We start from the raw sequence: 24,253 nt of genomic DNA, 5'->3' as shown, positions 1-24,253 counted from the left end.
GTTTAAAAATTTGTATACCTCGGTCATTACTTTATATTCTCAAGTTTGGTAACTGTTAATTCTTCTAAGGCAATTTTGGCACTTAAGTAGTTCGTTTCAGCTTGAATCTTAGCTTCGTAAGAAGAATTGAGTGCACTGGATGCGGAATTGAATTCAGCTAAGGTAGTCTCTGCCTTTTGATATTTTATCTTCACATCATCGAAATTACTCTTCGCATTATTGTATCCGTCGTTTAAGGGCACTAAGAGCTTCTGTGCCTGAAGAAAAATAATATATCTGGTTTTGACTAATGCTTCTAATTCAAGGAAATACTCAGCTTGTGAGGATTCGGCAATTTTTACCTGCTCCTTAGCCTTCTTTATTTGGCTTGGTTTAGAAAACAAAGCTCCTGGATTAATAGCAAATCCGAATTGGTAACCGGTCAAAATATCAGCAGTAGTAATATTGACGGCGTTGGTATTTGCCTGATTAGAACGGGCAACATATTGAAACGACAAAGGATCAAGCCAAGAGATTTTCGCACTAGAGACATCAGTTTTTGCAGAATTGATTTGATGACCTAACATCTTCACCCTAGGGTGATTGGCTTTCGCTGCTGCCACTAATTTTTCCATATAGAGGTAGGAAATTTCACTCAAAAGACTTTCCTGGGCAAATACGTTACTAGTTCTAACGAAAAAAAGAAAAAGCGTTAGAAATAAAATAATAGTAGCTTTTTTATAATTCATGATGAGATTGTAAAATTCAAATATATAGTTATGATTTAAAATATGCTAATATTGTACCATATAACGGAGAAATCAATTTTGGGATGAAAACTTTATTGAAAATAATAAAAAACCAACCAGAACTTAAAAAAATAATCCATTGGATGATCATTCCCACTGGAGAAGCAAGACCAAGATTATGGATCCGACTTCTGGTAAATCCCTTCGTACATAAAAAAGCACGAGGCAGCAAAGTCAGGTGGCAAACCCGGATGGACGTTGTACCTTTCAATAGATTTGAGCTTGGCAAAAATTCCGTTGTTGAGGATTTTTCCACAATTAACAATGGAGTTGGTCATGTTATAATTGGTGACGGCACCCTTGTGGGAATGAGTAATGTGATTATCGGACCTGTTCGTTTGGGAAACAATATCATCATCGCACAGAATGTTGTAATCAGTGGTTTGAATCATAATTATCAGGACATAAATGTGCCAATTTCTAAGCAAAATGTAAGTACAGCAGAGATCGTGGTAGAAGATGATTGCTGGATTGCTGCTAATGTTATCATTACATCTGGTGTAACGATAGGAAAACATAGTGTCCTTGCAGGTGGGTCAGTAGTTACCAAAGATGTACCAGCTTATTCAATAGTTGCAGGAAATCCAGCGAAAATTATCAAACATTATGATCACGAAAAAAAAGCGTGGATTAAAAACATTGAGTGAGTACTTTTTTTTATCTTACAGCTTCAAAAACGTCTAAATGCTTTTCAATTCGATTCAATTTGCTTTTTTTTACGTAATTGTTACGTTCCTATATTTTATTTTGCCTTTTAGATTTCGTTGGCTTTTGCTTCTGATTGCCAGTTGCTATTTCTACATGGCCTTCGTACCAATATACATCCTTATATTGGGTTTTACTATCGTAATAGATTACTTTGCTGGTATTTATATAGAGCAAAACAAAGGTAAAAAAAGAAAAATGCTGTTGGTCGTAAGCCTCGTGGCTAACATAGGAATTTTATTATTCTTTAAATATTTCAATTTTATAAATTTTAATATAGGCGCTTTATTAGAAAATTTCGATCATAAAAATCCCATTCCGTATTTAAGCATATTGCTCCCAATTGGCCTATCGTTTCATACTTTTCAGGCAATGAGTTACACAATTGAGGTTTACAGAGGGAACCAAAGTGCTGAACGTCATTTTGGAATTTATAGCCTCTACGTAATGTTTTACCCTCAACTCGTTGCAGGGCCGATCGAGCGACCTCAGAACCTACTCTATCAATTCCACAGGAAGCATAATTTCAATTATAAAATGATGACCAGTGGGCTGAAATTGATGGCCTGGGGCCTTTTTAAAAAAGTGGTAATTGCAGACAGGCTCGCTATCGTAGTTAATCAGGTGTTTGATACCCCTGAAAATTACAATTCACTAGGTCTCATCATTGCAGTTATATTTTTTACATTTCAAATATTTTGTGATTTCTCAGGATATTCGGACATGGCGATTGGCGCAGCCAGAACGATGGGATTTAAACTGATGAAAAATTTTGACATGCCTTACCATTCAAAATCTATCGACGAATTCTGGAAAAGATGGCACATTTCATTATCCACATGGTTTAAAGACTATCTGTATATTCCCTTGGGGGGTAATAGAGTAAAGATTCCACGCTGGTATCTAAATCTTTTTATTGTTTTCCTCGTATCAGGTTTATGGCATGGAGCCAACTGGACTTTTATCATCTGGGGTGCGTTGCATGGATTTTACTTGGTTTTTGGGTTGATAACTAAAAAGGTCAGAAACGAGATTGGTAAAATATTGCGATTAAATCGACTTCCATTCTTATCAGTAATTTCTACTTTCATATTGGTTTCTTTTGCCTGGATATTTTTCAGAGCTCAGGACCTCTCCTCAGCCTGGAATATCATCAGTAGAATATGGTATGGTCTCCCCGATCTTCCTCATCAAATATTAAACATCAAGAATGTGGGAATTGAGCTGCCTAATCTATTGATATCATTTGCCCTGATTTTCTTTCTGGAATTTATACATGAACTTCAAAAAAACTATTATCTGATCCGACGAGTCCAGTCCTCCAATTCTTTTGTTAGATGGTCGATTTATTATGTGCTGGTTATGACCATTTTGGCTATGGGGGTTTTTAATCATAGTCAATTCATTTATTTTCAGTTTTAATTATATGAGAACCTTCTTTGCTAAAGCAATATTTTTTTCAATAGCCATAATCCTGACAGTAACAGCTGCGCTATTTCTACCAACCGATCAATTTGTAAGAAAGAGCCTTTTCTTTTCTCAAATAGACAAAAATAATTTATTGAAAACTACACCAGGTCCCCGAATAATATTTATTGGTGGATCTAATCTCAGTTTCGGTCTGGATGGAAAAATTATTAAAGATTCCCTTAATATTAACCCAATTAACACATCGATACATGCTTCCCTGGGATTAAAATATGTAATAAAAAACACCTCTAAATATATTCGTCAAAATGATATAGTAGTAATTGCCCCTGAGTATCATCAGTTTTATGGCCACACTGCAGACGGTGAGATTGAACTCCTCACCATGATTATTGATGTATCGCCAGAGACGAAAAGTCTCATAGGTTTTAAACAGTTTTTACAGCTTTTGAAATTTGTTCCTAAGTATTTTTCGTCTAAAATTAATCCTTTGACTCATTTTATGAGGGCTGATACTTCTGTAGGTATTTATGACAGGCTTTCATTTAATCGTTACGGAGACGCATATAAACATTGGAATTTAAAAAGAGAAATTGTCCCACCCATTACGATAGAGGGTAATTTCAATAAAGAAATAATCGATATCCTGGTTGATTTTGACAAGGAAATTAGATCAAAAAATGCAAAATTATTTGTTACCTACCCAGGTTATCAAGGGTTGTCCTATAAAAAAGGTAATGCGAAGATAAGCCGGATTCAGAGTGAACTTAGTAAAACAAACCTTTCGATATTAGGAAATCCAAAAAGATATGAAATGCCTGATAGCCTTATTTACAATACTCCATATCATTTAACCAGGGAAGGAGTTGTAAAAAGAACAATATTATTAATTAGTGATATAAAAAACCAGTTAAATTATAAGCTATCGCATAAATAAACAAAGGTTGGGGAATTTATTTCATGATCCGAGATATTTCTTTCCTATTGGTATTTCACTCAACCACTACACTGACATTTAAAATCATTAATTATAAATCGTTTTAAACATGAATACAGCTTAAATTAATGTATTATTAAATCGAATGACGAATAAGAGAATGAATGGCGCTATATTTGGATTTAATAATTTATTTGATGCTTTTATTTCTACAGTTTATGATAAAATTATTCCGGTTCAGTCTAGTTTTAATATTAGGTATTTTTGCTTCAACTTCCTGTTTTTCACAATTTCCGTATACCGAAAGCTTTAGAAATTCAACCGCTACCGGAATTGTATTTGGAGGTACGCCATCTTCTTTTCTAACGGCTTCGGGCGCCAGCCCGATTGATGCACCGGGAACTGGATTTTTAAGACTTACCAATGCGGCGAGAAACCAAAAAGGGTATGCATATAACACTTCTGATTTTCCATCCAGTAATGGTTTGAAAGTCGAGTTTGAATATGCAATATACGGTGGAGATGGTGCTGATGGAATCAGCTTCTTTCTGTTTGATGCAACTGCAGATCCATTTGTAATTGGGGGATTTGGGGGCTCATTAGGTTATGCACAAATTACCACTACTACCCCTATTTCTCCAGGAGTAAGTAAAGGTTACCTGGCGATTGGGCTTGATGAGTTCGGTAATTTCTCAAACAACAATGAGGGCAGGCAGGGAGGAATCGGTTTCAGACGGGGATCTATTACCTTAAGGGGTAAAGGAGACGGGGCAGCTTTAACTCCCGACAATTATCGATTTCTGGTTTCAGAACATCCTGATGAATTGGGCGCTTCACTGATTGGGAATTCGGAGCAACGCATAACCGACCCTACAAATCAGGCATACCGGAAAATATATATTGAACTAATCCCTAACCCTGCAGGAGGATATAATATTAATGTGTACATCACAAAAGGAGGAATCCCTCAGGTAAGAGTCAAAATCATAGACAGTTATTACTACCCTGATATTGCTCCTGAAAATTTGAGATATGGATTTGCTTCGTCAACAGGTGACAATACTAATTTTCATGAGATCAGAAATGTAGCGATAGATCTTTATACGAGGAACCCAATAGCGGCTAGTGATGCACGAAATGTTTGTCAAAATCTTACCGGATCAATTGATGTGACAGCAAACGATATCGTTAATGAAACTGGCGTCACCATTGATAAGTCTAGCGTAGATCTTGATCCGGCTACCCCAGGAGTTCAAACTAGCTTCCTTGTAGCTGGAAAGGGAACTTTTTCTGTAAATGCAGGTGGTGTAGTTCAATTTGTACCTTTAGCTGGCTTTTTAGGTACTGCCACAGCAAAATATACGCTAAAAGACTCGAATGGAACGCTTTCCAACGTCGCAACCATCAATCTAACTTATGTGGCTCAACCTACAGCTGCATCTGCGGGACCAAATGAAGCCATAAATGTTTTTTCAGCAAATGGTACATATGTATTGCAGGGCAATATACCTGCTTCTCCTAATACCGGCTTATGGACTCAGGTATCAGGACCGAGCACCGCACTTTTCAATTCTCCGACTGTCAACAATACAACAGTTTCTAATTTGATATCAGGCGTATATATTTTCAGGTGGACAATTAGCTCGACAGCAGGTTGTTCGTCATCAGCAGACGTTCAAATAACTGTAAATAATCCGCCGGTTGCAATAAATGATATTGCGACCACACCATTAAATACGCCTGTTCCAATTCTAATCCTGGACAATGATACGGACGACGCCGGTAATGCAAACATCAATAAAAATAGCATTGTCATCAAAACGCAACCGACAAACGGAACACTTTCTATCAATTATACGACTGGAGTTGTTAGTTACATTCCCAATCCAGGCTTTTCGGGAACAGATAATTTCACTTATAGCGTAAAGGATGCCAATTTAGCCGAGTCAAATATCGCAACTGTAACTATTGTGGTTAATAAAACACTTGTCGGAGTAGACGATGTGGCAAATACCACAGTCGGAGTACCCATATTAATTCATGTGCTGGATAATGACCCTAAAAAAACTGGCGCAACTGTCCTTAAGTCAACAGACCCTACGCATGGTAGCATTTCCATTAACTCAGATGGGACAATAAATTACATTCCAAATCCTGGTTATAGTGGAAAAGACTCTTTTATTTATAGATTGACTAATTCAAATGGTGATCTTTCCGACCCAATTACTGTTACTGTAAATGTTAAGCCAACGGGATTACCTGATTTAACCAGTACTCCACTTAATACGACGGTAATTATCCCTGTAAAGAATAATGATCCTGGTAAGGACGGAACTACTGTGATACCTGCCGTTAATCCCGGACATGGTTCGATTACAGTAGATGCTTCTGGAAATGTCATTTATGTACCTTCGCCGGGATTCTCAGGAAAAGACACCTTTACTTATTCATTAAGAACATCTGACGGTTTAGAGTCAAATCCTATTACCGTAATCGTTAACGTAAAGCCTGTTGGCTCTTCCGATAATGTAACTACTCCCCCATCCACGCCAATTACCATCCTGATCAAGAATAATGACCCAAGCAATCTTGGAACAACGGTAATCCCTAATACTAACCCTTCCAACGGGACAGCAATATTAAATCCAGATGGAAGTGTGACATATACACCGAATACTGATTTTTCTGGAAAAGATTCTTTTACCTATTTTTTAAGTACAACTGACGGTGTTCTGTCGGATCCAGTCAATGTTACTGTAATTATCAGACCAGTAGGATCAAATGATAATGTAACCACGCCTATCAATACGGTGATCACCATCCCAGTTAAAGATAATGACTTGAGTAAAACAGGAACTTCCATCGTTATAAATACAATTCCTTTACATGGAACTGTATCGTTAAACGGATCGGGAATACCTGTTTATACCCCAACAAGCGGGTATTCGGGTAAAGATAGTTTTACTTATATACTGCGTACAGTTGATGGACTGGATTCCGATCCGATTACGGCTACCATCACGATAAAACCAGTTGGAAATAACGATAACGCAACCACATTAACCAATGTACCTGTAACGGTACTTATAAAGGACAACGATATTAGTAAGGCTGGAACAAATGTACTGATCAACTCCCTTCCTTCAAATGGAAGTGTTACACTCAATTCAGATGGTTCTGTGACCTATAATCCAAATACCGGTTTTTCAGGAAAAGATACTTATACTTATGTATTACGCACCGCTGATGGGCTTGATTCTGACCCAATCACCGTTACGATAAATGTAAAACCAACCGGCACTGCTGATATGGCTACTACAAATGCAAATGTACCTGTTGTTATACCTGCGAAAGACAATGACAATGGTAAAACAGGAACAAGCATTCTAATAGGGACACAGCCATTGCATGGAACAGTAACAGTTAATAGTTCTGGAGTGCCTGTATACACCCCTACTCCAGGATATTCTGGGCCAGACAACTTCACCTATATACTACGAACAGCTGATGGACTAGATTCTGACCCTATACCTGTTACGATCACGGTTAAGCCCCAGGTTGTGATCCCGGCACCAGATATAACTATTGAAACTCCTGTAAATAAGCCTATCGTAGTTACCTTACCAATTCCTCCAGGTGGTACAGTAATAATTACTGATCCGCCGGAGCACGGCACCATAACTATTGATCCTGTTACAGGGCAACCAATTTATACTCCGAACCCAGGATATAGCGGCCCAGATGATTTTACCTATGTTATAAAAGATTCCGATGGTAATACATCATCACCGGGAAAAGTCACCGTAAATGTAAAAATTCCAGCTAAAATAGGTTTGGCTAAAGAGTTGAAAAAAGAGAACATCATTAAAAATGTAGACGGTACCTTCACCCTGACGTATACATTTGTAGTTAAGAACTACGGCGAAATAGCTCTTGGTAAAATGTCTTTAAAAGATGATCTGGCAGACGTTTTCAGAGGTAATTCAGTAAAAGTAACGAGTATTTCTTCTACTGGTACGCTGGTGGTCAACACAAATTACAACGGAACTACAGTGACCGAACTGCTGGATCCTTCGAGCAAACTATCCGCAAGTCCACAATCTAATTCAAGCGCCATAATTACATTGCAGATTAATGTTAATCTGGATAAAAAAGAGGGTGATTTTTTAAATACAGCTGTTGTCAGAGGATATTCAACGACAAACGGTGTGGAGACAGAAACCTTTGATGTATCTACTAACGGAATTAAACCTGATCCTAAGGACGATGGAAATGTTAGTCCAACTGAATTTACACCGGTTAATTTAATCAGAAATGACATCTTCATACCTGGTGGATTTTCTCCAAATAACGATGGCATCAATGACCTCTTTGTAATTGAAAATACATTAGGCAGACAGATATCACTTGAAGTATACAACAGGTGGGGCAATCGGATCTACCGGTCTTCAAAATATGAAAACAATTGGGGTGGAAAAACAACAGAAGGTATCCATATCGGTGATGAAGTACCTGCGGGCACTTACTACTACATCATAAAAATTGATAATAATGATAAACGTGTGGGATACATAACAATTAACAGATAATATGAAAAGGCTAACAGGAATTATATTACTCTCCTATTTAATGTTGTTTTGCAACGATGTGAAAGCACAGCAGGATGCTATGTATACCCAATATATGTTTAACACATTAGCCATTAACCCTGCATACGCGGGAAGCAGAAATGTAGTCTCTGCAACGGCATTATTTAGAAATCAGTGGACAGGTATTGAAGGAGCTCCGAAAACCGGAACCCTGACTATGGACGCACCAATTCTCAATAAAAAGCTTGGTGTGGGCATACAAATTTTCACTGATAAATTAGGTATTACACAGACAAATGGAGCCGTAATCAGTACTGCATACAGAATCAGAATGGATGAAGGCTCTTTAAGCTTTGGAATTCAGGGCAATTTCAGCCAATATCGCGCAAACTTTACTGAAGTTCCGTTAGGAAGTATCCCTAGCTATGATCCTGCTTTTGCAGAAAATGTAAATAAATTCCTTTTCAATGTAGGAACTGGTGTTTACTATAATTCAGATAAATTCTACATTGGTTTGTCTGCTCAGGATTTGATGCCAAATAAGATTACATCTTACACTTCAAACGATATAGGTATGGGGAGTAAACAAGCTCTTCACGTTTTTTTGGCGACAGGTTACGTTTTTCCATTGTCTCAAGACTTCAAATTGAAACCTTCAGTTCTTGTCAAAGGCGTTAAAGGCGCTCCTTTAGAAGCAGATATCAATGCATCATTGTGGATAAAAGATGTCATCAGCATTGGAGGTCAATATCGGACTAGTGCAGACATTGCCGCTATGATCGAATTACAAGCTACACCGCAAATCCGAATCGGCTATAGCTACGACCGTAGTACTACGGCTTTAAGGAACTTCAATTCGGGAAGTCATGAAATCATGCTTCGGTACGAATTCGGTTTTGAAAAGGGAAAAATTTTATCACCAAGGTATTTCTGATAATTACAATATGAAAAGAAACATAAATAAAGCAACTTTGATAGTATTTCTATTACTCTCAGCTTTATCGCAGCAGGTAAAATCACAATCCGGAAAAGAAAATGGAGCATTAAAAAAAGCTACTACAGAATTTACCTCATTAAAATATATTTCGGCTGTTCCTTATCTTTTAGAGGTGTTGAAAAAAGATTCTCTGAATGTGAAAGCTCAAGAAATGATTGCTTATAGCTATAAGATGATCAAAAATTATGATGAATCATTAAAATGGTATGAAAAATTAAGTAAACAGAAGCCACTCAATCCAAAATGGGCACTTTATTACGCTGAAGCTTTAGCGAATAAACAGCAGTATGAAAGATCTGAGGGATGGTATAGAAAATATGTGACATTAGTGCCTGAAGACAAAAGAGGAACTTCCTTTGCAACCACAAATCTCAGTAACTTCAATAAGAATGTAGAGAACTGGAAAGTATCATTTACAAATCTAAACAGCCAAGGTTCTGATTACTCTCCCGCTTATTATAAAGAAGGTTTGATATTTAGCAGCAACAGAAAAACCAGTGGATTATCTAAGACTGTATTTGGCTGGAATAACACACCATTTACAAATCTTTATCAGGTAGAGAAAATAAAAGATATTAAAAATATCAACGTTGACAGCTTATTCTCGGCTGCTCAAAACAGACCCAGAAAAGACTATAAATTTAATGATGACGATACTTCACCAACAAGCAATGACAGCAAAACACTAGGTCAGTATACACCTGGTTTAGAAAGAGATACACTGCTTCTGTTGTTATCAGAAGGGATTAAAATAACACCTATAACGGGCGGTATAAATACCAAGTATCATGAAGGCGCACCTGCAGTTTTCCCTGATGGCTCCATTATTTTTACAAGAAACAATTATTATAACGGAGGAACCCAGACCAGTACAGATGGTATTAACAAGTTAAAGATGTTTACTGCAGCAGGGGGAAATCTTAACAATATCATCCCATTTCCCTGGAATAATAATGAGTATTCTGTTGGCCATCCAACGCTCAGCAAAGATGGCACCATTCTGATTTTTGCATCAGATATGCCCGGGGGCTCGGGTGGAATAGATTTATATTACTGCGTACGCTCAGGAAATGGTCAATGGACAAGACCTGTAAACCTTGGAAAAAAAATAAATACTGAAGGCAATGAAATGTTTCCATTTCTTGATGTAAATAACATACTTTATTTTTCATCAACAGGTCATCCGGGACTTGGAGGTTTAGATTTATTTGAAGTTGAGCTAAAAGAAATGAAACCCACTGCAGCACCAAAGAACATGGGCGTTCCTATCAACTCATCTACAGACGATTTTGGTCTAATCAAATCCGCAGATGGAAAAAGTGGTTTCTTCAGCTCGAATAGACGAGGTAATGATGATATATATAGTTTTTCCAGAGCTTCATATCGCATTTTACTGGAAGGTACTATAACTGATGCCAGAACCAGACTTCCTTTAGCAGGTAGCAGGTTGCTAATGCGTCATTTGGATGGCACGGATACAATAAAGACAAATGCCAAGGGGGAATTCAGGAGAGAAATGCCCAGAGAAACTGATTATGAGACCACCGCTCAGAAACTGGGTTATGTAAACTCAATAGGCTTTGTGACTTCCCAGGGAATTGAACAGGATTCTATTATAAAATTGGATATACGACTTAATAAAACAGAAACTGCCCAGCAATATGTCCTAAACAACTGCGACTCCTTAAAAAGGGTATTTGCCGTTCAGAACATTTATTATGACCTGGACCGGTATGAAATCAGATCAGATGCCCGCCCCGCTTTGGAGGAATTGGCAGCTCTGATGAAGAAATATCCAGAAATCACCATCATCACTTCCAGCCATTGCGATAGCAGGGCTTCTGAAGAATATAACAGAAGATTATCCTTGAATCGAGGTGCTTCAGCTAAATCATATCTGGTGTCGAGAGGTATTTCTGCAAACCGGATAAAAATAGAGTATTACGGAAAAACGAGGTTAGTCAATCGTTGCTTTGATGGGGTACCCTGTTCAGAGGAAGATCAACAGTTAAACAGAAGGACTGAATTTGATGTTATTTTGAACGGTGTCAATATTACCAGACAAAATTGCGGTGAAAAGTAGCGGATATTATTGCTGACAAAAAGGCTTTGATCATTAACCTTATCGGGGCCTTTTTACATATTGTAGTAATTTTTTTAGTATATACTTTCCAGATCAGCCCTGCAGTGAATTATACAAAACCATTGTGTAATGGTAACTAAACCTTTTCTTTTTGAACTGCTGCCGGTAATGTCTTTAATAAAATTTTAAGATCCAGCCAAAAAGAATGATTTTGGGCATAAAAATTATCAAGCTTTTTACGCTCCCTTTCTGACATGTTCGCTTTACCTCTCCTACTTACCTGCCATAATCCTGTTAAGCCTGCAGGTCCTAAAAACCGCATCGTCCATTCATTAGAGGTCAACATTTCGGCTTCATAAAGTGGCAAGGGTCTATTTCCAACTAAAGACATGTCACCAATAAACACATTAAATAACTGGGGAAGTTCGTCTATACTAAAGGTTCTGATAAAATGTCCAAATTTTGTGATCCGGGGATCATTCTTTAATTTCACAAAGGTTGTGCTTCCATCTTCTGATTTATCGTACTGATTTAACTCCGAAAGTTGTTCAAGCTCTTTGCTTGCCCCCACCCTCATCGACCGGAATTTATAAAAATCAAATATTTTATATCCGGTACCAACCCGTTTGCTTTTAAAAATAATCGGCCCTCTTGATTCCAGTGCTATAAATAAGCCGATGACAACAAAGAATGGTAAAAGAATAATAAGTGCCAATCCCGAAGCAACAATATCAAACAATCTCTTTAACAATGGAGTTCTATACGTGAAATTCACATTAGACAGATCTGATAGCTGAGGCTTTATCAATTTGAACTTTACCAAAAAGAAAATCCGTTCGCAAAGATCATTTATAGGAATCGGCACAATATACAAATCGTTGACTTTATACTTCATCGCCAAAGACCTGGTTTTTGCGTCTTTTTCTTTAGCCAATAGAATAATTACAAGACCTTTCAATAATACATTGCTTTTTAGCTTGCCCACGTATTCAAAACATTCTAAATTTTCATCTACTTCAAGTAAGATTACATCTGGCAGGGTATATATAGATTGCTCTTTGATATAATTATCCACATCTTGGATATTTGATTCAGAATGTAAAATAAAATGTTTGTCCAGCTCAGGTACTAGCTCAGCTGAAAAAAACGGTGCTGAGTATAATATAGATATTGATTTATTTGTTGCGTTTGAATTAACTTCCGACTGAATCATATTTCTTGAATACATCGCTGATTGCTTCTTTTAGTTGTGTTGGATTAAAGGGCTTTGGAATAAAGTCATCTAATTGAAAGGGCATTTTGGCCACACGTTCCGTTAAATTCGACGCCCCAGACAAAATAATTACCGGTGTATCTCTATAGAATCCACTTATCTTTAAATTATAGATGAATGAACTTCCGTCAAAATAGGGCATTTCAAGATCAGAAATAATTAATGAGGGGGAATTTCCCTCTTCTAGCCAACTTAGTGCTTCTACTCCACTTGTTTTAATTACTAGCTGGTATTCATTTGACAGGACAAAATTCAACAATTTAAGTATACTGACTTCATCATCAACTATTAAAATCTGTCTCTTACTCATTTTGCATTGTCAATTAAAGTGTCTTATGAAAAGTCATAACGAACATACGAAATTTTGTAGATTAGTTTTAAATCAATTTCAATAAAATATTGCTAAAATCCCCAAAAAAAAACTGCAGCCAAACCCCATATATAAAAGTTTTGGCTGCAGTTTACCTTAAATTCCTAATTTACAATACCTAATTAATTTTTAGGTTGTACTCTACCAGATTTTTTGTCTTTATCTCTTCCGATCAAATAACCTGCACCCGCACCGACTACACCACCTATGATCGCTCCCCTGCCATCTTTTTTATCTATCAGCACACCACCTAAAGCACCTGCTCCTGCTCCAATAACTGCTCCCTTGGCAGCAGAACTCCATCCTTTTTTCTTGGTCTGAGTTTCGCTATACTGTCTTGGAGCTGGTGCCGCATCATTTTGCTCGGAAAGCAGTAAAGTTCTTTTCTCTTCTCTGGCCTGCGCAGCTAAACGTTCCTTTTCCTGCTGTTGCACCAAAACTGCCTTCTGTGTGGCTTCTGCTCTTTTAAAACTATCTAATTTCAGACTATCTTTTACAGCCGCGATAGCTTGCTGTTTTACTAGCTCTTGTTCTTTTGAACTATTGTTACAGGCAGATAAACCAATAACAACTGCCAATATTGAAAATACGTATTTCATAATCTTAGAATTAAGTTTAAAACATTACTATAGAAAAAATAGTGCCAAAGTAATTATTTATCATCAAGTGGACTATAACCTCCGGTCTGTTGCGTATCCTCTTCCCCATCTTTATTGGAGGAAATCCTGTCGTTATCGTTATTAAGCCCGGGATATAGTGTTGAATCTGAGGATGAGTGATCTGCATCTAACCCAGGATTATTCTTATCGTTCAATAAATCCTCCTTACTGACCTGATTTTTACCAGAATTGATTTTCCTTTTCATCGATTTACAATTAATTGTATTCAAATGGACTTCGACATCATTTGTCATTTATTTAACATTTACTGACGTTAACAACAAATAAACATCTTGCAGGTTTTCTGATTTAACCTAAATGCAACAATTTGATATTTTCACTTCAAAGCATACATTTTGATTTTACTGTTCAATTGCCTACTTTCACATTGAAATATATAATAATATTATGCGTACAACAGGAAAAGTTAAGTGGTTTAATTCTGCAAAAGGATTTGGATTTATAACTCCAGAAGATGGAGGAAAAGATATTTTCGTGCATTTTTCTGCTATTGCAGGCGATTCTTTCAGAGAACTTAGTGAAGGAGATAGTGTTGAATTTGAATTAAACGACGGTAAAAAAGGACCTGAAGCTTCAAATGTAACAGTTCTTTAATCGATCAATAAATTCTAAAAAGGGGGATTTGCCGCAGGCATGGCCCCCTTTTTATTTTACACAGAAAAATGATTAGCGTGAACACAACGATAAGCATCCTGGGATGTGGATGGTACGGACTACCCCTTGCAAAAAAGCTGGCGGAACTAAAATATAATGTAAAGGGATCGACGACTTCAGTTGAAAAACTACCTGTCCTTAAAGAATTAGGTATTATCCCGTATATAGTAGATTTTCAAGAAGAAAAGGAGAGCTTTGACACCGATTTTTTCGATACAGATTTACTGATCATCTGTATTCCTCCAAAAAGAAGCACTGCGGAACAGGGAAACTTCACAAAAAAGATAGGAAAAGTCATCAACGCTGCCGAACAAAAAGTAAAGAACATCATCTTTATTAGTTCAACTTCTGTTTATGGGGATCACAATACACACGTTAATGAATTTAGTATCCCAATGCCGGATACTATTTCGGGAAAAGTGATGTTAGCGGCAGAAACAATGCTCAACAACAACAACAACTTTAAAACAACAATCATTAGGTTTGCCGGATTGATTGGGCCGAACAGGGATCCAGGAAGATTTTTCGCCGGAAAAACAAATGTTCCCAATGGACTTGCCCCCATAAATCTCATCATACTTGAAGACTGCATCAATCTGACCATAAAAATAATTGAATTAAAGGCATTCGGAAACCTATATAATGCCTGCATTCCTGATCACCCAGCAAAACAATCCTTTTACATGAAAGCATCTGAAAATTCAGGCTTGACAATCCCCGGCTTTATAAACGAGCTTAACCAATGGAAGGTTGTAGATTCCCAAAATGTTCCTAAACTTTTGAATTATCAATATTCTATTTCGAAGTGGTCAGATTGGTTAACCTAATACATTTATTAATTCCCTTAAATTGTTAACTTACTCTCATTACTAAAAAAATATGAAACTTACTATCTGTGGAGCTGCACAACAGGTGACTGGAAGCATGCACTTACTACAATTGGCAGACTATAATATACTAATCGATTGCGGACTGGATTATGAAAAAGATACTTATCAGGAAGAAAATCAGTATTTCCCGTTTGATCCGGCATCCATTGATGTTGTCATACTCACACACGCACATATAGATCATTCAGGAAACCTCCCTACCCTTGTAAGGCTGGGGTTTCAGGGTCAGATATTATGTACACCACCGACTGCTGACTTAACCGAAATTCTCTTAATGGATTCCGTCAACATCTTTATCAGCAAACAGCACAAACATTCAAAAGGAAAAAGAGGCAGATCCGGGCCTAAGCCTCTCTACTTACAAAAACACGTAATGGATACTATGGACAGGATGGTGACTGTGAGTTTCCATAAAGCATTTTCCATAAATGAGAACGTAAGTATGACGTTTATTCCTGTAGGGCATTTATTAGGTGCTGCAGCAATTGTTTTAACAATAAAAGAAAATGGAATAGAAAAACGAATTGCTTTTACCGGTGATGTAGGCAGAAGTAACTACCCTGTTTTAGTTGATCCTGAAGAGCTACCACAAGTTGATTATCTCGTTTGCGAAGCAACATATGGGGGCAAATTTCATAGTACGGAGCGTACACTTGAGGACACACTTATAGAAACGATTAATGAGACCTGCATTAAATTTCCGGGAAGACTAATCATACCCGCTTTTAGCATCGGCAGAACACAGGCGTTAGTCTATACGCTTAATAAAATATTCAGCAGAGGATTACTCCCTCCGGTAAAAATATTTGTAGATAGCCCTCTTGCCAATTTTGCCACCGATGTGTATAAGAAACATCACCACCTCCTTAATTCGGAATCTCAGCAATTTTATAATACAGAAGGTGATGAATTTGAATTCGAAGAATTGTCATACGTACATGACAAAAAGGAAAGCATGTCTATTTCAAACTACCATGAACCATGCATTATCATTTCATCAGCAGGTATGCTTGAGGGAGGAAGAATACAGGACCATCTTTATTACAATATTCAAAACTATTATTGCACCATATTATTTATCGGATACTGTGCTAAAGGAACTCTGGGAGATAGATTGTTGAGAGGTGATCCCATCATAAGGCTAAGAAACCGTGATCTAATGGTATACGCAACTGTAAAAAAAACAGACTTGCTAAGCGGTCATGGAGACCATCACGACCTCATGAAGCTAATAAAACAGCAGAATGCAGGGAAACTAAAGAAAATATTCTTAGTCCATGGAGATTTAAACCGGATGAACAGCCTTAAAGAATCTGCACAAGAAGCAGGATATCAGGTTGAAACCCCATTTAAAGGAGAAACATTTATCCTGTAAGATCTCATTTTTTCCTGTAAAATGTAGTGTAAACTATACACAATTATTATCATTAAAACAGATTTTCGATTTTTAATATCAATTAAAGAAATATGATTAATTAACTGATTATTAAGAGATTCAAAATAAAAAATATGATAATAGGGCTTTGGCAGGATTATTACAATGGTATAGATATTCGGCATAAAATTAACCATGTTGAATCGAACGAATATCTAATTATAGAAAAAATGAAATCAAAAATTACAAAAGCAGCAATGATACTATCCTTGGTAGGATTATCATCGCAATTGTTCGCTCAGGATGCTGACTCTCAAACATCTGAATCGTTTTCTAAAAAGTATTTCCGTACATGGTCTATCGGACTTAATGGCGGTATGCTAACTCACTACACGCCATTCAACAATAAAAATCATGGAAACTTTAACACTCCTTACGAATCATGGGGTTACGGAGGTTATATCAAAAAACAAATTGTACCTGGGTTTGGTATACAGGCTGATTTCCTCGGTGGTAAAGTAAGAGGTGCTCAGGTCGCAGGTGGTACTAAGTCAACTTTTGAATCAAAAATCGACTGGTCAGCTGCTATCAGCGGTAACTTCACCATTGCAAACATGAGTTTAAACCAGAAACGTAATTTCCTTTCACCATATGCAACAATTGGTGCAGGTTATATGTCTTCAGCTGCCTCTACTGATCAAGTTGGTGGTGTCAACACCGGATATAAAGAAAACTGGTTTATCCCGGTTGGTGCAGGTTTCAAACTTGGTTTATCCAAAGGTGTAAATATCGACCTGGGTTATACCGTAAACTTCATGAAATCTACTGATTTTGATGGTGTAAGTATGGGTTCTAACGACAGGTTCTCTTATGCTCATGCAGGTTTAGAAATTGCCTTGGGTAGAAAAGGTACTTCTCAATTACAAAACTTCAGTCCTATCGCTGCCCTTCGCGAGGAAAGTGCTGCTGAAAGTGCTGCATTGAGAAAAGCATTATCATCATCAGAAGAGAATGCAAGAAGAGAAAGAGAAGCTTTAGCTGCGAAATATGCTCAGGAAATGGGTGATGATGACGGAGACGGTGTAGCTAATAAATTCGACAAATGCCCTGGTACTGCTGCTAACACAGTTGTAGATGGCGCTGGATGTGCATTGAAAACTCCTGCTCCTGTTATCCAGGAAAAAGTAATCATTACTGAAGCAGATCGTAGAGTAGTTGATGAAGCGATTAAAAATCTTGAATTTGATTTAGGTAAATCAACTATCAGAGAGAAATCTTATGCTACTTTAAATAGAGTTGCTGCGCTATTGGTAGAGAAAAACTTTAGCTTGAAATTGGCAGGTCACACTGATAACACTGGTTCAATGGCTTTAAACTTACGTTTGTCTAAAGACAGGGCTGAATCAATTAAATCTTACCTTGTTGGTCAGGGAGCTAACCCATCACGCATCGAAGCAACAGGTTACGGTCCAAACCAACCTATTGCATCTAACAAAACTGCAGATGGTCGTCAGAAAAACCGTAGGGTAGAATTCACATTATACTAGTCGTAAACTGACTAATATAAAAAAGTCCCGATAATTTATCGGGACTTTTTTTATGCTATCAGCAAAAGTTATTTATTTCTATATCTAATGATCAGATTTACTGTCTTTGGGCACAAATAACAATGAAGCAACAACGGACAAAATCAAGACACCTCCTACAATAGATAAAGATAAAGGAGATGAAATGTGGTAAATTGGCGCGATTACCATCTTAATACCAATGAATGAAAGGATGATAGCCAATCCATATTTCAGCAAGCTAAACATATGTATAAAGTTGGCCAGAAGGAAATAAAGTGCTCTTAAACCCAAGATTGCAAATATATTCGAAGTGTAAAGAATCAAAGGATCATCTGGAGCAATTGCAAAAATTGCAGGAATGGAGTCTACTGCAAACAGAACATCTGTAAACTCAATAACAGCAACTACTACCAATAAAGGTGTTGCTACTTTTATACCATTTTCCACTGTAAAAAACTTACCTCCATCAAACTCCTTGCTTACTTTAAAGAATTTGTAGATCAGGCGTGCTCCTGCACTTTTGCTGAAATCCTTTTCCTCATCGTCATCATCGCTACTAATTCCCGATTTAATACCAGCATAAACCAGAAATAAACCAAAAATTAACAATACAATATTGATACGGACTTCATGTCCAAAAAGTGTCATCTCTGGCAAATAAGTAAGATTGATCAACCCTACTCCCGCAAAAATAAATATCGCACGGAATATCAATGCACCAATAATCCCCCAAAACAGCACTTTATGATGTAGCTCTTTAGGTACATTAAAAAATCCGAATACCAGGATAAATACGAAGAGATTATCGACGGAAAGCGCTTTTTCGATCCAGTAGGCTGACTGAAACTGGGTAAATTTCTCGAATCCCGAAACATAATAGATTACCCCGCTAAAAATCATAGATAAGGAAATCCATACAACCGACCATATCGCAGCCTCCTTACTGCTTACAGCGTGTACCTTCTTATTAAATACGCCAAGATCCAATAGTAGCATTACAACTACCAGAACAGCAAAACCAACTATTACAGCTGGGTGATTGATCAGATTATCCATTTCTATTTTTTGTTTTTTATGTGTTCGATATGATGATTTTATGTGTTAAAAAAGATCTGTCTTGAGCATGGCTTTTAAAATGTTAGCCTGCACATCGAAATTATTTAAATGATTTAAGAAGTTGATGTCAGATATTTTAATGTAATTTTCTTCAAGCAAATCAACGATCTCTTTTGGAATATAGATTTTCAAAGCGGAAGCACTACTTTCCAATTTGTCATTTTTATATTCCAGTTCTTGAATTATCCTGCCTTTTTCAGATAAATCATTTGTCCAGTCTATCCCTTCCAATTCTGCAATTTCAAAGAAAAGAAAAAGATTTCTGCTTGGAAAGAAAAGAAAATATCGGTCAATATCCAGGAATTTGTACAGTTCTATGATCAGCTGGCCTGATTTCAATCCGAAAAAAAAGGAAGTTCTAAAGTCATGCTTGCAAAGAAGTCCCATTAGTTTTTTTTCTATGCTTGCGTGCACATCTGAATACATATCCTTCGGATCAAACTCGATTAATTTACCAAGCTGCTCCGCCGTAATGTCATAGAAAAAATCCTTGGAATATCTGGAACTGAAGTTATTTATTCCTTTAGCAAATGGAAATTCCTCAATATGATCTGAAAGCAACTCAAATAGTTTTCTTAGCGATTGGTTAATCTTAAGAGACTGCCGTTGCTTATCCAGATTAAAATTCTTCTCAGAAAATACAGTATCACTCATTTGTCTGATCATCTCTTTATTAAGGAGAACTTCATCATAGATAAGTGTTACATTCTTTTCATTACTCTTTTTGATCTTTCTTAATAATTCGATCAGGCTGGCTGTGAACTGAACATGAAAAAGCTCAAGTTTATCGATATCCAGCTCCTCATTATTTTCAAACAGCTGGTGGATTACCTGACTTCTTAAATATATTTTGTAGAGAGCGTCTTCCGCAAAAAATGCAGAGAGCAGTTGTAAACGGCTGATCTCTGCACGGGACTCCCTTAATATATCTATACGTCGTTCATCCATCTGTTAAAATTAACTAACCCGGGTAACATTCTTTTTCAGCTCAGCTTCCAAAGTTTTAAGTTCCCCATCAAGTACTCTTCTGCTCTGAGCACCCTGTTCATGAATCTGCTTAACCTCATTTAAGGTTTCGATTAAAGATGAAGTTGTCATTTTTAAAGTTTCAAGCGACACAACTGTTTTCTCATTTTCCTTAGCTACATCAATGCTGTTTTGTTTAAGCATCTGAGCATTTTTTTGCAAGATGGTGTTGGTAGTATCTGACACCTTTTTCTGCATCTCAACGTTAGCTTTTTGCCTTTGTAGTGCAACAGCAATCGTTAATTGATTCTTCCATACCGGAATAGTAGTAGAAATAATAGATTGCGCTTTTTCAGCAATGGATGTATTATTGTTCTGTACTACCCTAATCTGAGCCAGTGATTGAAGCATGATAAAGCGCACGATCTTCATATCTGCCAGTCTCTTATCCAGTCTGCTCACGAAATCTCTTAAATCTGCAATCTCGTAATCCTGATAATCCGCTGGCCTGCCTTCCATTTCAGCAAGCTTCAGACTCAGTTCATTGTATTTCAATTGTCCGGATATGATCAGTTCTTCCATTTGATGAATGTAACCAACATTGCTGTCAAACATTGTCTGAAGAGAACTATTGTCTTTAATTGAATTTAAGCGTCCAGCCTTAATCTTATTGGTAATCTTATCAACGTTATTGACTACTACATCATATTTCTGGAACAGTTTCTTTGCATCAACTATGAGTTTCTTGAGAAAAGGAATCTTAGAGATAAATGATTTAAATCCACTTTGCTCCAGCTCATTAACATCAATATAATTAAGTTCAGTAAGCAATTCGTTGATCAAACCTCCAACTTCACCGCTGTCATAGGTACGTACAGACGATAAAAAATCGTTACTGTATTTTTCCATTGAATTCTGTGCTTCTGATCCATAGTTAAGGATAGAATTTACATCAGACGGCTCTAATGATTTGGCAATCTCCTTATATTTCGTTTCATCTTCAGCAGATAAAACCGTAAGGTCTACATTGCCATCCTTGTCTATTTTTGCTGGCGCAAGACTCTGAGCAGCATTTTCGTTTGTTTCCATAATTTTATTTCTATAAAAACCTATAGATAACTCATTGTTACTGTTTTAACAGTTTCTTCCAGTTTTTTATCTTTAGTTGGTTCGCCAATGGCATTGAATTTCCAGTCGCCATTTTTCTTGTAAAAAACGCCCATTACCATAGATACGTGGCCGGCAAATCCAGGACCATTTGCAATATCGTACTTGGCAAATACCTCAGTTACTCTCTTTGGAGTACCTTCATAAATGCGGATTGAAGCAAATGGAATCGTTCCGAAATCATGACCTCTGAAGCTGTTTAAAACAAACGCAACATAATTTACGGCTGGATTAAGACGAGAAAAATCGAGGGTAATCACCTCGTTGTCCAATCCATCATCACCGCCCATATCACCGGTCAAATCATCACCGCTATGTCGTACCGCGCCGTCTTTGGAACCCAGGTTTCCAAAATACACCACCTCAGTCAGCTGCTTTTGTTCATTATACAATGCACAACTGCCATCCAGATCCACGGCTTCTTTGGTTTTACCGAAACCAAACATCCCCTTTTTCTCTATCGCGCCCCAGTTGATGCCAACACAAACGCTCTCCAGCTTACTTCCGTTACTTTTTTCAAGACTGATGCGCTGTCCTTTTTGAAGATTAATTGCCATAATTTCTTATTGATATTTATTTAAATAATCCTGCAGACCACCCTTCATTCCCATTCCAACTGCTTCAAACTTCCATTTATTATCGCGTTTATAAATTCTACCGAATTCAATCGCTGTTTCTATAGAAAAATCCTCTTCCAATTCATATTTCAACACTACCTCGTTCGTTACAGCATCAAAAATACGGATAAAAGAGTTTCTCACCTGACCAAAATTTTGTCTCCTGTTTTCTGCGTCATGTATAGTAACAACAATACAAATCTCAGATACTTTAGATCCCGCTTTTGTAAGGTCTACTTTAATCTGCTCATCATCACCATCGCCATCACCAGTAAGGTTATCTCCGGTGTGCTCAACTGCCTCGTCCGGTGACTTTAAATTGTTATAAAAAACCAAATGCTCATCTGAAACCAACTTTTTGTTCTCATCAAGCATAAACACAGAAGCATCTAAGTCAAACGAAGTTCCGGTGGTGGAGCTATTTGTATCCCAACCCAAACCAATAGTAAATTTCGGGGCATCGATATTCTCTCTCTGTCCTTTTTGTAAGTTAATGGCCATAATATTAAATCAATTTATAGTTTTTATTTTTTAAGTAGTTCTTTATATAATTCAGGTTCTTCGAATAGCATTCAATGGTGTGGTAGCTGTTGCCCAATGACAAGTTGTACAAGCTTGTGATGAAATCATCAGTTTGCCGCTCCAGAAATATAGAAAAGCTATTGAAATCGCAATTTAGGATATATTTAACAATCCTCGTATTAAAACAGAAATTACCGCTTTTTATGATCTCATCCAGATCAAATATTGATTTTACCTGATGGTAATTTAGAAAGTTCTCAATATTAGGGTGGATATCGTGATTAACCAGTTCTGCATAATAAAGCATAAAAATATCGTTCTTCAGCCCATAGTCCTTCACCATTTTCATGATCATTTTTTCATGACTCCCGGTAATCTTAATGTCGTCGAGAAAAAACAATACCTTATCTTTTAGAAAATCCTTATCGATGTGAAAAGAATCATTGCCAATCAGTTTCATTCTTTCCTCCGCGCTTAATGCACCGTAGTCGTCCTTATAGGTAATGGTTCTGTGGACTTTCGCTTCTTGCACCACCATTCTATCATTTTCCACCAGCCAGTGATTCAACTCGTACACAAAGTAGCTCTTCATCGCAAAAGTAGCCGTTGGTATAAAACAATACGGGCTTGATATGACAACAATTTGCTCTCCCTCAAGATTATCTTCCAGAAAATCTTTGATAAAGCCCTGCGCAAGGTCCTTTCCAAATTTCTTAGCGACCAGGTCATCTCCGAACTTGAAACGACTGTAGTCATCCGGATGAAAACCAAAGCTGCTGGAATGTTGTATTTTATGTAGTGAATAGGTATATGGGATCATAGTAATAATTCAGAGATAGTTATATGATTCGAATTAATTAGTAAACTTTTTATACCGATAGATTCGGCGCCTTTTACATCAGCCAAAGGATTATCACCAACATGAATAATTTCATGCAGCCCCAGTTCGGGATGTTTTTCTTTATCTATCGTGTCCAACATGAGTTGAAAAAACTGAAGATTAGGCTTCGACATTCTCACCTCATCTGAGTACAGCTGAAAATCCAACAGTACATCCAGCTCAAGATGATTCAACACCTTCTTCAGCGTTTTCCCTCTAATAAATCCTGTATTACTTAATAAACTTATAGTGCAGTGTCCGGAGTCCTTCAACTGATATAAAACATCAAGGCTATTTGAACAATACACCACTGGCATATAATTGAACACCAATTCTTCCATTTCGTTATACAGACCTTCTATATCAATGTCCTGAAAAGCTGTAGAATAGTTATTGATGATACTGATGACCATCAAGTACATCTCGTCAGCATCTATATTTTTTCCAGTTCTTTCATTGATACTATTGACCATCAGATCTACCTGCCGGAAGATCACAGAGACCTCTTCTAAACTTTTGCCTGCCGAATTAAAATTTGCATGAAAGTACTTAGCCCTTTCCGCTTTAAATGCGGGATTGGATTTAATGAGAGTTAACCAGAGATCAAAAGAATAATGTTTATAATTGGGCATCTGAGCGCTTCGTTTT

General features: G+C 37.1%; 22 protein-coding genes. 10 read left to right on the top strand and 12 right to left on the bottom strand.

All coding sequences use genetic code 11. The features are described 5' to 3' along the window. Window positions 1-26: 26 nt before the first annotated feature. A complete protein-coding gene (locus tag R2Q78_RS01150; protein WP_316788093.1) occupies window positions 27-728 on the bottom strand; it encodes a TolC family protein in 702 nt (233 codons plus the stop codon). An 83-nt stretch (window positions 729-811) separates the two neighbouring features. On the opposite strand from R2Q78_RS01150, the gene R2Q78_RS01145 reads away from it, so the two are divergent. From R2Q78_RS01145 to R2Q78_RS01120, 6 genes are all read left to right on the top strand, one after another. Next, entirely contained in the window at window positions 812-1,435 is a 624-nt protein-coding gene (locus R2Q78_RS01145; RefSeq protein ID WP_316788091.1) for an acyltransferase, read from the top strand. Between the two features lie 430 nt (window positions 1,436-1,865). After that, a complete protein-coding gene (locus R2Q78_RS01140) occupies window positions 1,866-2,915 on the top strand; it encodes an MBOAT family O-acyltransferase (RefSeq protein ID WP_316788089.1) in 1,050 nt (349 codons plus the stop codon). Between the two features lie 4 nt (window positions 2,916-2,919). Then, window positions 2,920-3,858 (top strand): hypothetical protein, encoded by a 939-nt coding sequence (locus tag R2Q78_RS01135; RefSeq protein WP_316788088.1) that lies wholly within the window; start codon window positions 2,920-2,922, stop codon window positions 3,856-3,858. A 218-nt stretch (window positions 3,859-4,076) separates the two neighbouring features. Next, window positions 4,077-8,447: an Ig-like domain-containing protein gene (locus R2Q78_RS01130; RefSeq protein ID WP_316788087.1), complete on the top strand. Its 4,371-nt coding sequence runs from the start codon at window positions 4,077-4,079 to the stop codon at window positions 8,445-8,447. A 1-nt stretch (window position 8,448) separates the two neighbouring features. Continuing rightward, window positions 8,449-9,381, top strand: a complete 933-nt coding sequence (locus R2Q78_RS01125; RefSeq protein ID WP_316788085.1) for a type IX secretion system membrane protein PorP/SprF — start codon at window positions 8,449-8,451, stop codon at window positions 9,379-9,381. 10 nt (window positions 9,382-9,391) lie between these two features. Next, window positions 9,392-11,527 carry an OmpA family protein gene (locus R2Q78_RS01120; RefSeq protein ID WP_316788083.1) on the top strand — a complete coding sequence of 712 codons (2,136 nt, stop codon included), beginning with the start codon at window positions 9,392-9,394 and terminating at the stop codon, window positions 11,525-11,527. Window positions 11,528-11,663: 136 nt separating this feature from the next. Here R2Q78_RS01120 and R2Q78_RS01115 read toward each other — a convergent pair whose 3' ends face one another. The 4 genes from R2Q78_RS01115 to R2Q78_RS01100 all read right to left on the bottom strand — a co-directional run bounded on the left by R2Q78_RS01115 (window position 11,664) and on the right by R2Q78_RS01100 (window position 14,035). Further along, window positions 11,664-12,755: a sugar transferase gene (locus tag R2Q78_RS01115; RefSeq protein ID WP_316788081.1), complete on the bottom strand. Its 1,092-nt coding sequence runs from the start codon at window positions 12,753-12,755 to the stop codon at window positions 11,664-11,666. Then, window positions 12,721-13,110: a response regulator gene (locus tag R2Q78_RS01110; RefSeq protein ID WP_316788080.1), complete on the bottom strand. Its 390-nt coding sequence runs from the start codon at window positions 13,108-13,110 to the stop codon at window positions 12,721-12,723. The genes R2Q78_RS01115 and R2Q78_RS01110 overlap by 35 nt, the downstream gene beginning before the upstream one ends. 182 nt (window positions 13,111-13,292) lie before the next feature. Further along, complete coding sequence (locus tag R2Q78_RS01105) at window positions 13,293-13,769, bottom strand: YMGG-like glycine zipper-containing protein (RefSeq protein ID WP_316788078.1); 477 nt, start codon at window positions 13,767-13,769, stop codon at window positions 13,293-13,295. Window positions 13,770-13,822: 53 nt separating this feature from the next. After that, on the bottom strand, window positions 13,823-14,035 hold the full coding sequence (locus tag R2Q78_RS01100) for a hypothetical protein (RefSeq protein WP_316788076.1): 213 nt from the start codon (window positions 14,033-14,035) through the stop codon (window positions 13,823-13,825). 202 nt (window positions 14,036-14,237) lie between these two features. Here R2Q78_RS01100 and R2Q78_RS01095 point away from each other — a divergent pair, with 202 nt between their 5' ends. From R2Q78_RS01095 to R2Q78_RS01080, 4 genes are all read left to right on the top strand, one after another. After that, window positions 14,238-14,444 (top strand): cold-shock protein, encoded by a 207-nt coding sequence (locus R2Q78_RS01095; RefSeq protein WP_410478462.1) that lies wholly within the window; start codon window positions 14,238-14,240, stop codon window positions 14,442-14,444. Between the two features lie 68 nt (window positions 14,445-14,512). After that, on the top strand, window positions 14,513-15,331 hold the full coding sequence (locus R2Q78_RS01090; RefSeq protein ID WP_410478461.1) for an SDR family NAD(P)-dependent oxidoreductase: 819 nt from the start codon (window positions 14,513-14,515) through the stop codon (window positions 15,329-15,331). 52 nt (window positions 15,332-15,383) lie between these two features. After that, window positions 15,384-16,769, top strand: coding sequence for an MBL fold metallo-hydrolase (locus R2Q78_RS01085; protein ID WP_316788072.1), 1,386 nt, complete (start codon window positions 15,384-15,386; stop codon window positions 16,767-16,769). Between the two features lie 230 nt (window positions 16,770-16,999). After that, a complete protein-coding gene (locus R2Q78_RS01080) occupies window positions 17,000-18,316 on the top strand; it encodes an OmpA family protein (protein ID WP_316788070.1) in 1,317 nt (438 codons plus the stop codon). A gap of 84 nt (window positions 18,317-18,400) precedes the next feature. Here R2Q78_RS01080 and R2Q78_RS01075 read toward each other — a convergent pair whose 3' ends face one another. From R2Q78_RS01075 to R2Q78_RS01045, 7 genes are read right to left on the bottom strand one after another with little or no spacing between them, the layout of a single operon-like run. After that, the gene (locus R2Q78_RS01075; RefSeq protein ID WP_316788068.1) at window positions 18,401-19,393 is read right to left on the bottom strand and encodes a TerC/Alx family metal homeostasis membrane protein; all 993 of its coding nucleotides are present in this window, start codon (window positions 19,391-19,393) and stop codon (window positions 18,401-18,403) included. Window positions 19,394-19,438: 45 nt separating this feature from the next. Beyond that, on the bottom strand, window positions 19,439-20,401 hold the full coding sequence (locus tag R2Q78_RS01070) for a hypothetical protein (protein ID WP_316788066.1): 963 nt from the start codon (window positions 20,399-20,401) through the stop codon (window positions 19,439-19,441). A 9-nt stretch (window positions 20,402-20,410) separates the two neighbouring features. Beyond that, window positions 20,411-21,508, bottom strand: a complete 1,098-nt coding sequence (locus tag R2Q78_RS01065) for a toxic anion resistance protein (RefSeq protein ID WP_316788064.1) — start codon at window positions 21,506-21,508, stop codon at window positions 20,411-20,413. A 20-nt stretch (window positions 21,509-21,528) separates the two neighbouring features. Further along, window positions 21,529-22,143, bottom strand: a complete 615-nt coding sequence (locus R2Q78_RS01060; protein ID WP_316788063.1) for a TerD family protein — start codon at window positions 22,141-22,143, stop codon at window positions 21,529-21,531. Between the two features lie 6 nt (window positions 22,144-22,149). Beyond that, a complete protein-coding gene (locus tag R2Q78_RS01055; RefSeq protein ID WP_316788061.1) occupies window positions 22,150-22,704 on the bottom strand; it encodes a TerD family protein in 555 nt (184 codons plus the stop codon). 4 nt (window positions 22,705-22,708) lie between these two features. Then, window positions 22,709-23,545: a phosphoribosyltransferase family protein gene (locus tag R2Q78_RS01050; RefSeq protein WP_316788059.1), complete on the bottom strand. Its 837-nt coding sequence runs from the start codon at window positions 23,543-23,545 to the stop codon at window positions 22,709-22,711. Beyond that, window positions 23,542-24,237, bottom strand: coding sequence for an HAD family hydrolase (locus R2Q78_RS01045; RefSeq protein WP_316788058.1), 696 nt, complete (start codon window positions 24,235-24,237; stop codon window positions 23,542-23,544). Before R2Q78_RS01045 ends, R2Q78_RS01050 begins: the two co-directional genes overlap by 4 nt. Window positions 24,238-24,253: the final 16 nt, after the last annotated feature.

This window comes from Pedobacter frigoris (genome assembly GCF_032678645.1).
GTDB lineage: Bacteria > Bacteroidota > Bacteroidia > Sphingobacteriales > Sphingobacteriaceae > Pedobacter > Pedobacter frigoris_A.
The sequence above is the reverse complement of the archived record's forward strand: the minus strand, read 5'-3'. Positions and strand labels throughout refer to the sequence as shown.

What these genes read in the sequence shown, in the direction of transcription:
- R2Q78_RS01070 (WP_316788066.1), bottom strand. Translation starts at nt 20,401, where the DNA reads ATGGATGAACGACGTATAGATATATTAAGGGAGTCCCGTGCAGAGATC.
- R2Q78_RS01075 (WP_316788068.1), bottom strand. Translation starts at nt 19,393, where the DNA reads ATGGATAATCTGATCAATCACCCAGCTGTAATAGTTGGTTTTGCTGTT.
- R2Q78_RS01130 (WP_316788087.1), top strand. Translation starts at nt 4,077, where the DNA reads ATGATAAAATTATTCCGGTTCAGTCTAGTTTTAATATTAGGTATTTTT.
- R2Q78_RS01090 (WP_410478461.1), top strand. Translation starts at nt 14,513, where the DNA reads ATGATTAGCGTGAACACAACGATAAGCATCCTGGGATGTGGATGGTAC.
- R2Q78_RS01150 (WP_316788093.1), bottom strand. Translation starts at nt 728, where the DNA reads ATGAATTATAAAAAAGCTACTATTATTTTATTTCTAACGCTTTTTCTT.
- R2Q78_RS01060 (WP_316788063.1), bottom strand. Translation starts at nt 22,143, where the DNA reads ATGGCAATTAATCTTCAAAAAGGACAGCGCATCAGTCTTGAAAAAAGT.
- R2Q78_RS01125 (WP_316788085.1), top strand. Translation starts at nt 8,449, where the DNA reads ATGAAAAGGCTAACAGGAATTATATTACTCTCCTATTTAATGTTGTTT.
- R2Q78_RS01140 (WP_316788089.1), top strand. Translation starts at nt 1,866, where the DNA reads ATGAGTTACACAATTGAGGTTTACAGAGGGAACCAAAGTGCTGAACGT.
- R2Q78_RS01085 (WP_316788072.1), top strand. Translation starts at nt 15,384, where the DNA reads ATGAAACTTACTATCTGTGGAGCTGCACAACAGGTGACTGGAAGCATG.
- R2Q78_RS01145 (WP_316788091.1), top strand. Translation starts at nt 812, where the DNA reads ATGAAAACTTTATTGAAAATAATAAAAAACCAACCAGAACTTAAAAAA.
- R2Q78_RS01110 (WP_316788080.1), bottom strand. Translation starts at nt 13,110, where the DNA reads ATGAGTAAGAGACAGATTTTAATAGTTGATGATGAAGTCAGTATACTT.
- R2Q78_RS01100 (WP_316788076.1), bottom strand. Translation starts at nt 14,035, where the DNA reads ATGAAAAGGAAAATCAATTCTGGTAAAAATCAGGTCAGTAAGGAGGAT.
- R2Q78_RS01120 (WP_316788083.1), top strand. Translation starts at nt 9,392, where the DNA reads ATGAAAAGAAACATAAATAAAGCAACTTTGATAGTATTTCTATTACTC.
- R2Q78_RS01045 (WP_316788058.1), bottom strand. Translation starts at nt 24,237, where the DNA reads ATGCCCAATTATAAACATTATTCTTTTGATCTCTGGTTAACTCTCATT.
- R2Q78_RS01095 (WP_410478462.1), top strand. Translation starts at nt 14,238, where the DNA reads ATGCGTACAACAGGAAAAGTTAAGTGGTTTAATTCTGCAAAAGGATTT.
- R2Q78_RS01135 (WP_316788088.1), top strand. Translation starts at nt 2,920, where the DNA reads ATGAGAACCTTCTTTGCTAAAGCAATATTTTTTTCAATAGCCATAATC.
- R2Q78_RS01050 (WP_316788059.1), bottom strand. Translation starts at nt 23,545, where the DNA reads ATGATCCCATATACCTATTCACTACATAAAATACAACATTCCAGCAGC.
- R2Q78_RS01115 (WP_316788081.1), bottom strand. Translation starts at nt 12,755, where the DNA reads ATGTATTCAAGAAATATGATTCAGTCGGAAGTTAATTCAAACGCAACA.
- R2Q78_RS01105 (WP_316788078.1), bottom strand. Translation starts at nt 13,769, where the DNA reads ATGAAATACGTATTTTCAATATTGGCAGTTGTTATTGGTTTATCTGCC.
- R2Q78_RS01065 (WP_316788064.1), bottom strand. Translation starts at nt 21,508, where the DNA reads ATGGAAACAAACGAAAATGCTGCTCAGAGTCTTGCGCCAGCAAAAATA.
- R2Q78_RS01080 (WP_316788070.1), top strand. Translation starts at nt 17,000, where the DNA reads ATGAAATCAAAAATTACAAAAGCAGCAATGATACTATCCTTGGTAGGA.
- R2Q78_RS01055 (WP_316788061.1), bottom strand. Translation starts at nt 22,704, where the DNA reads ATGGCCATTAACTTACAAAAAGGACAGAGAGAGAATATCGATGCCCCG.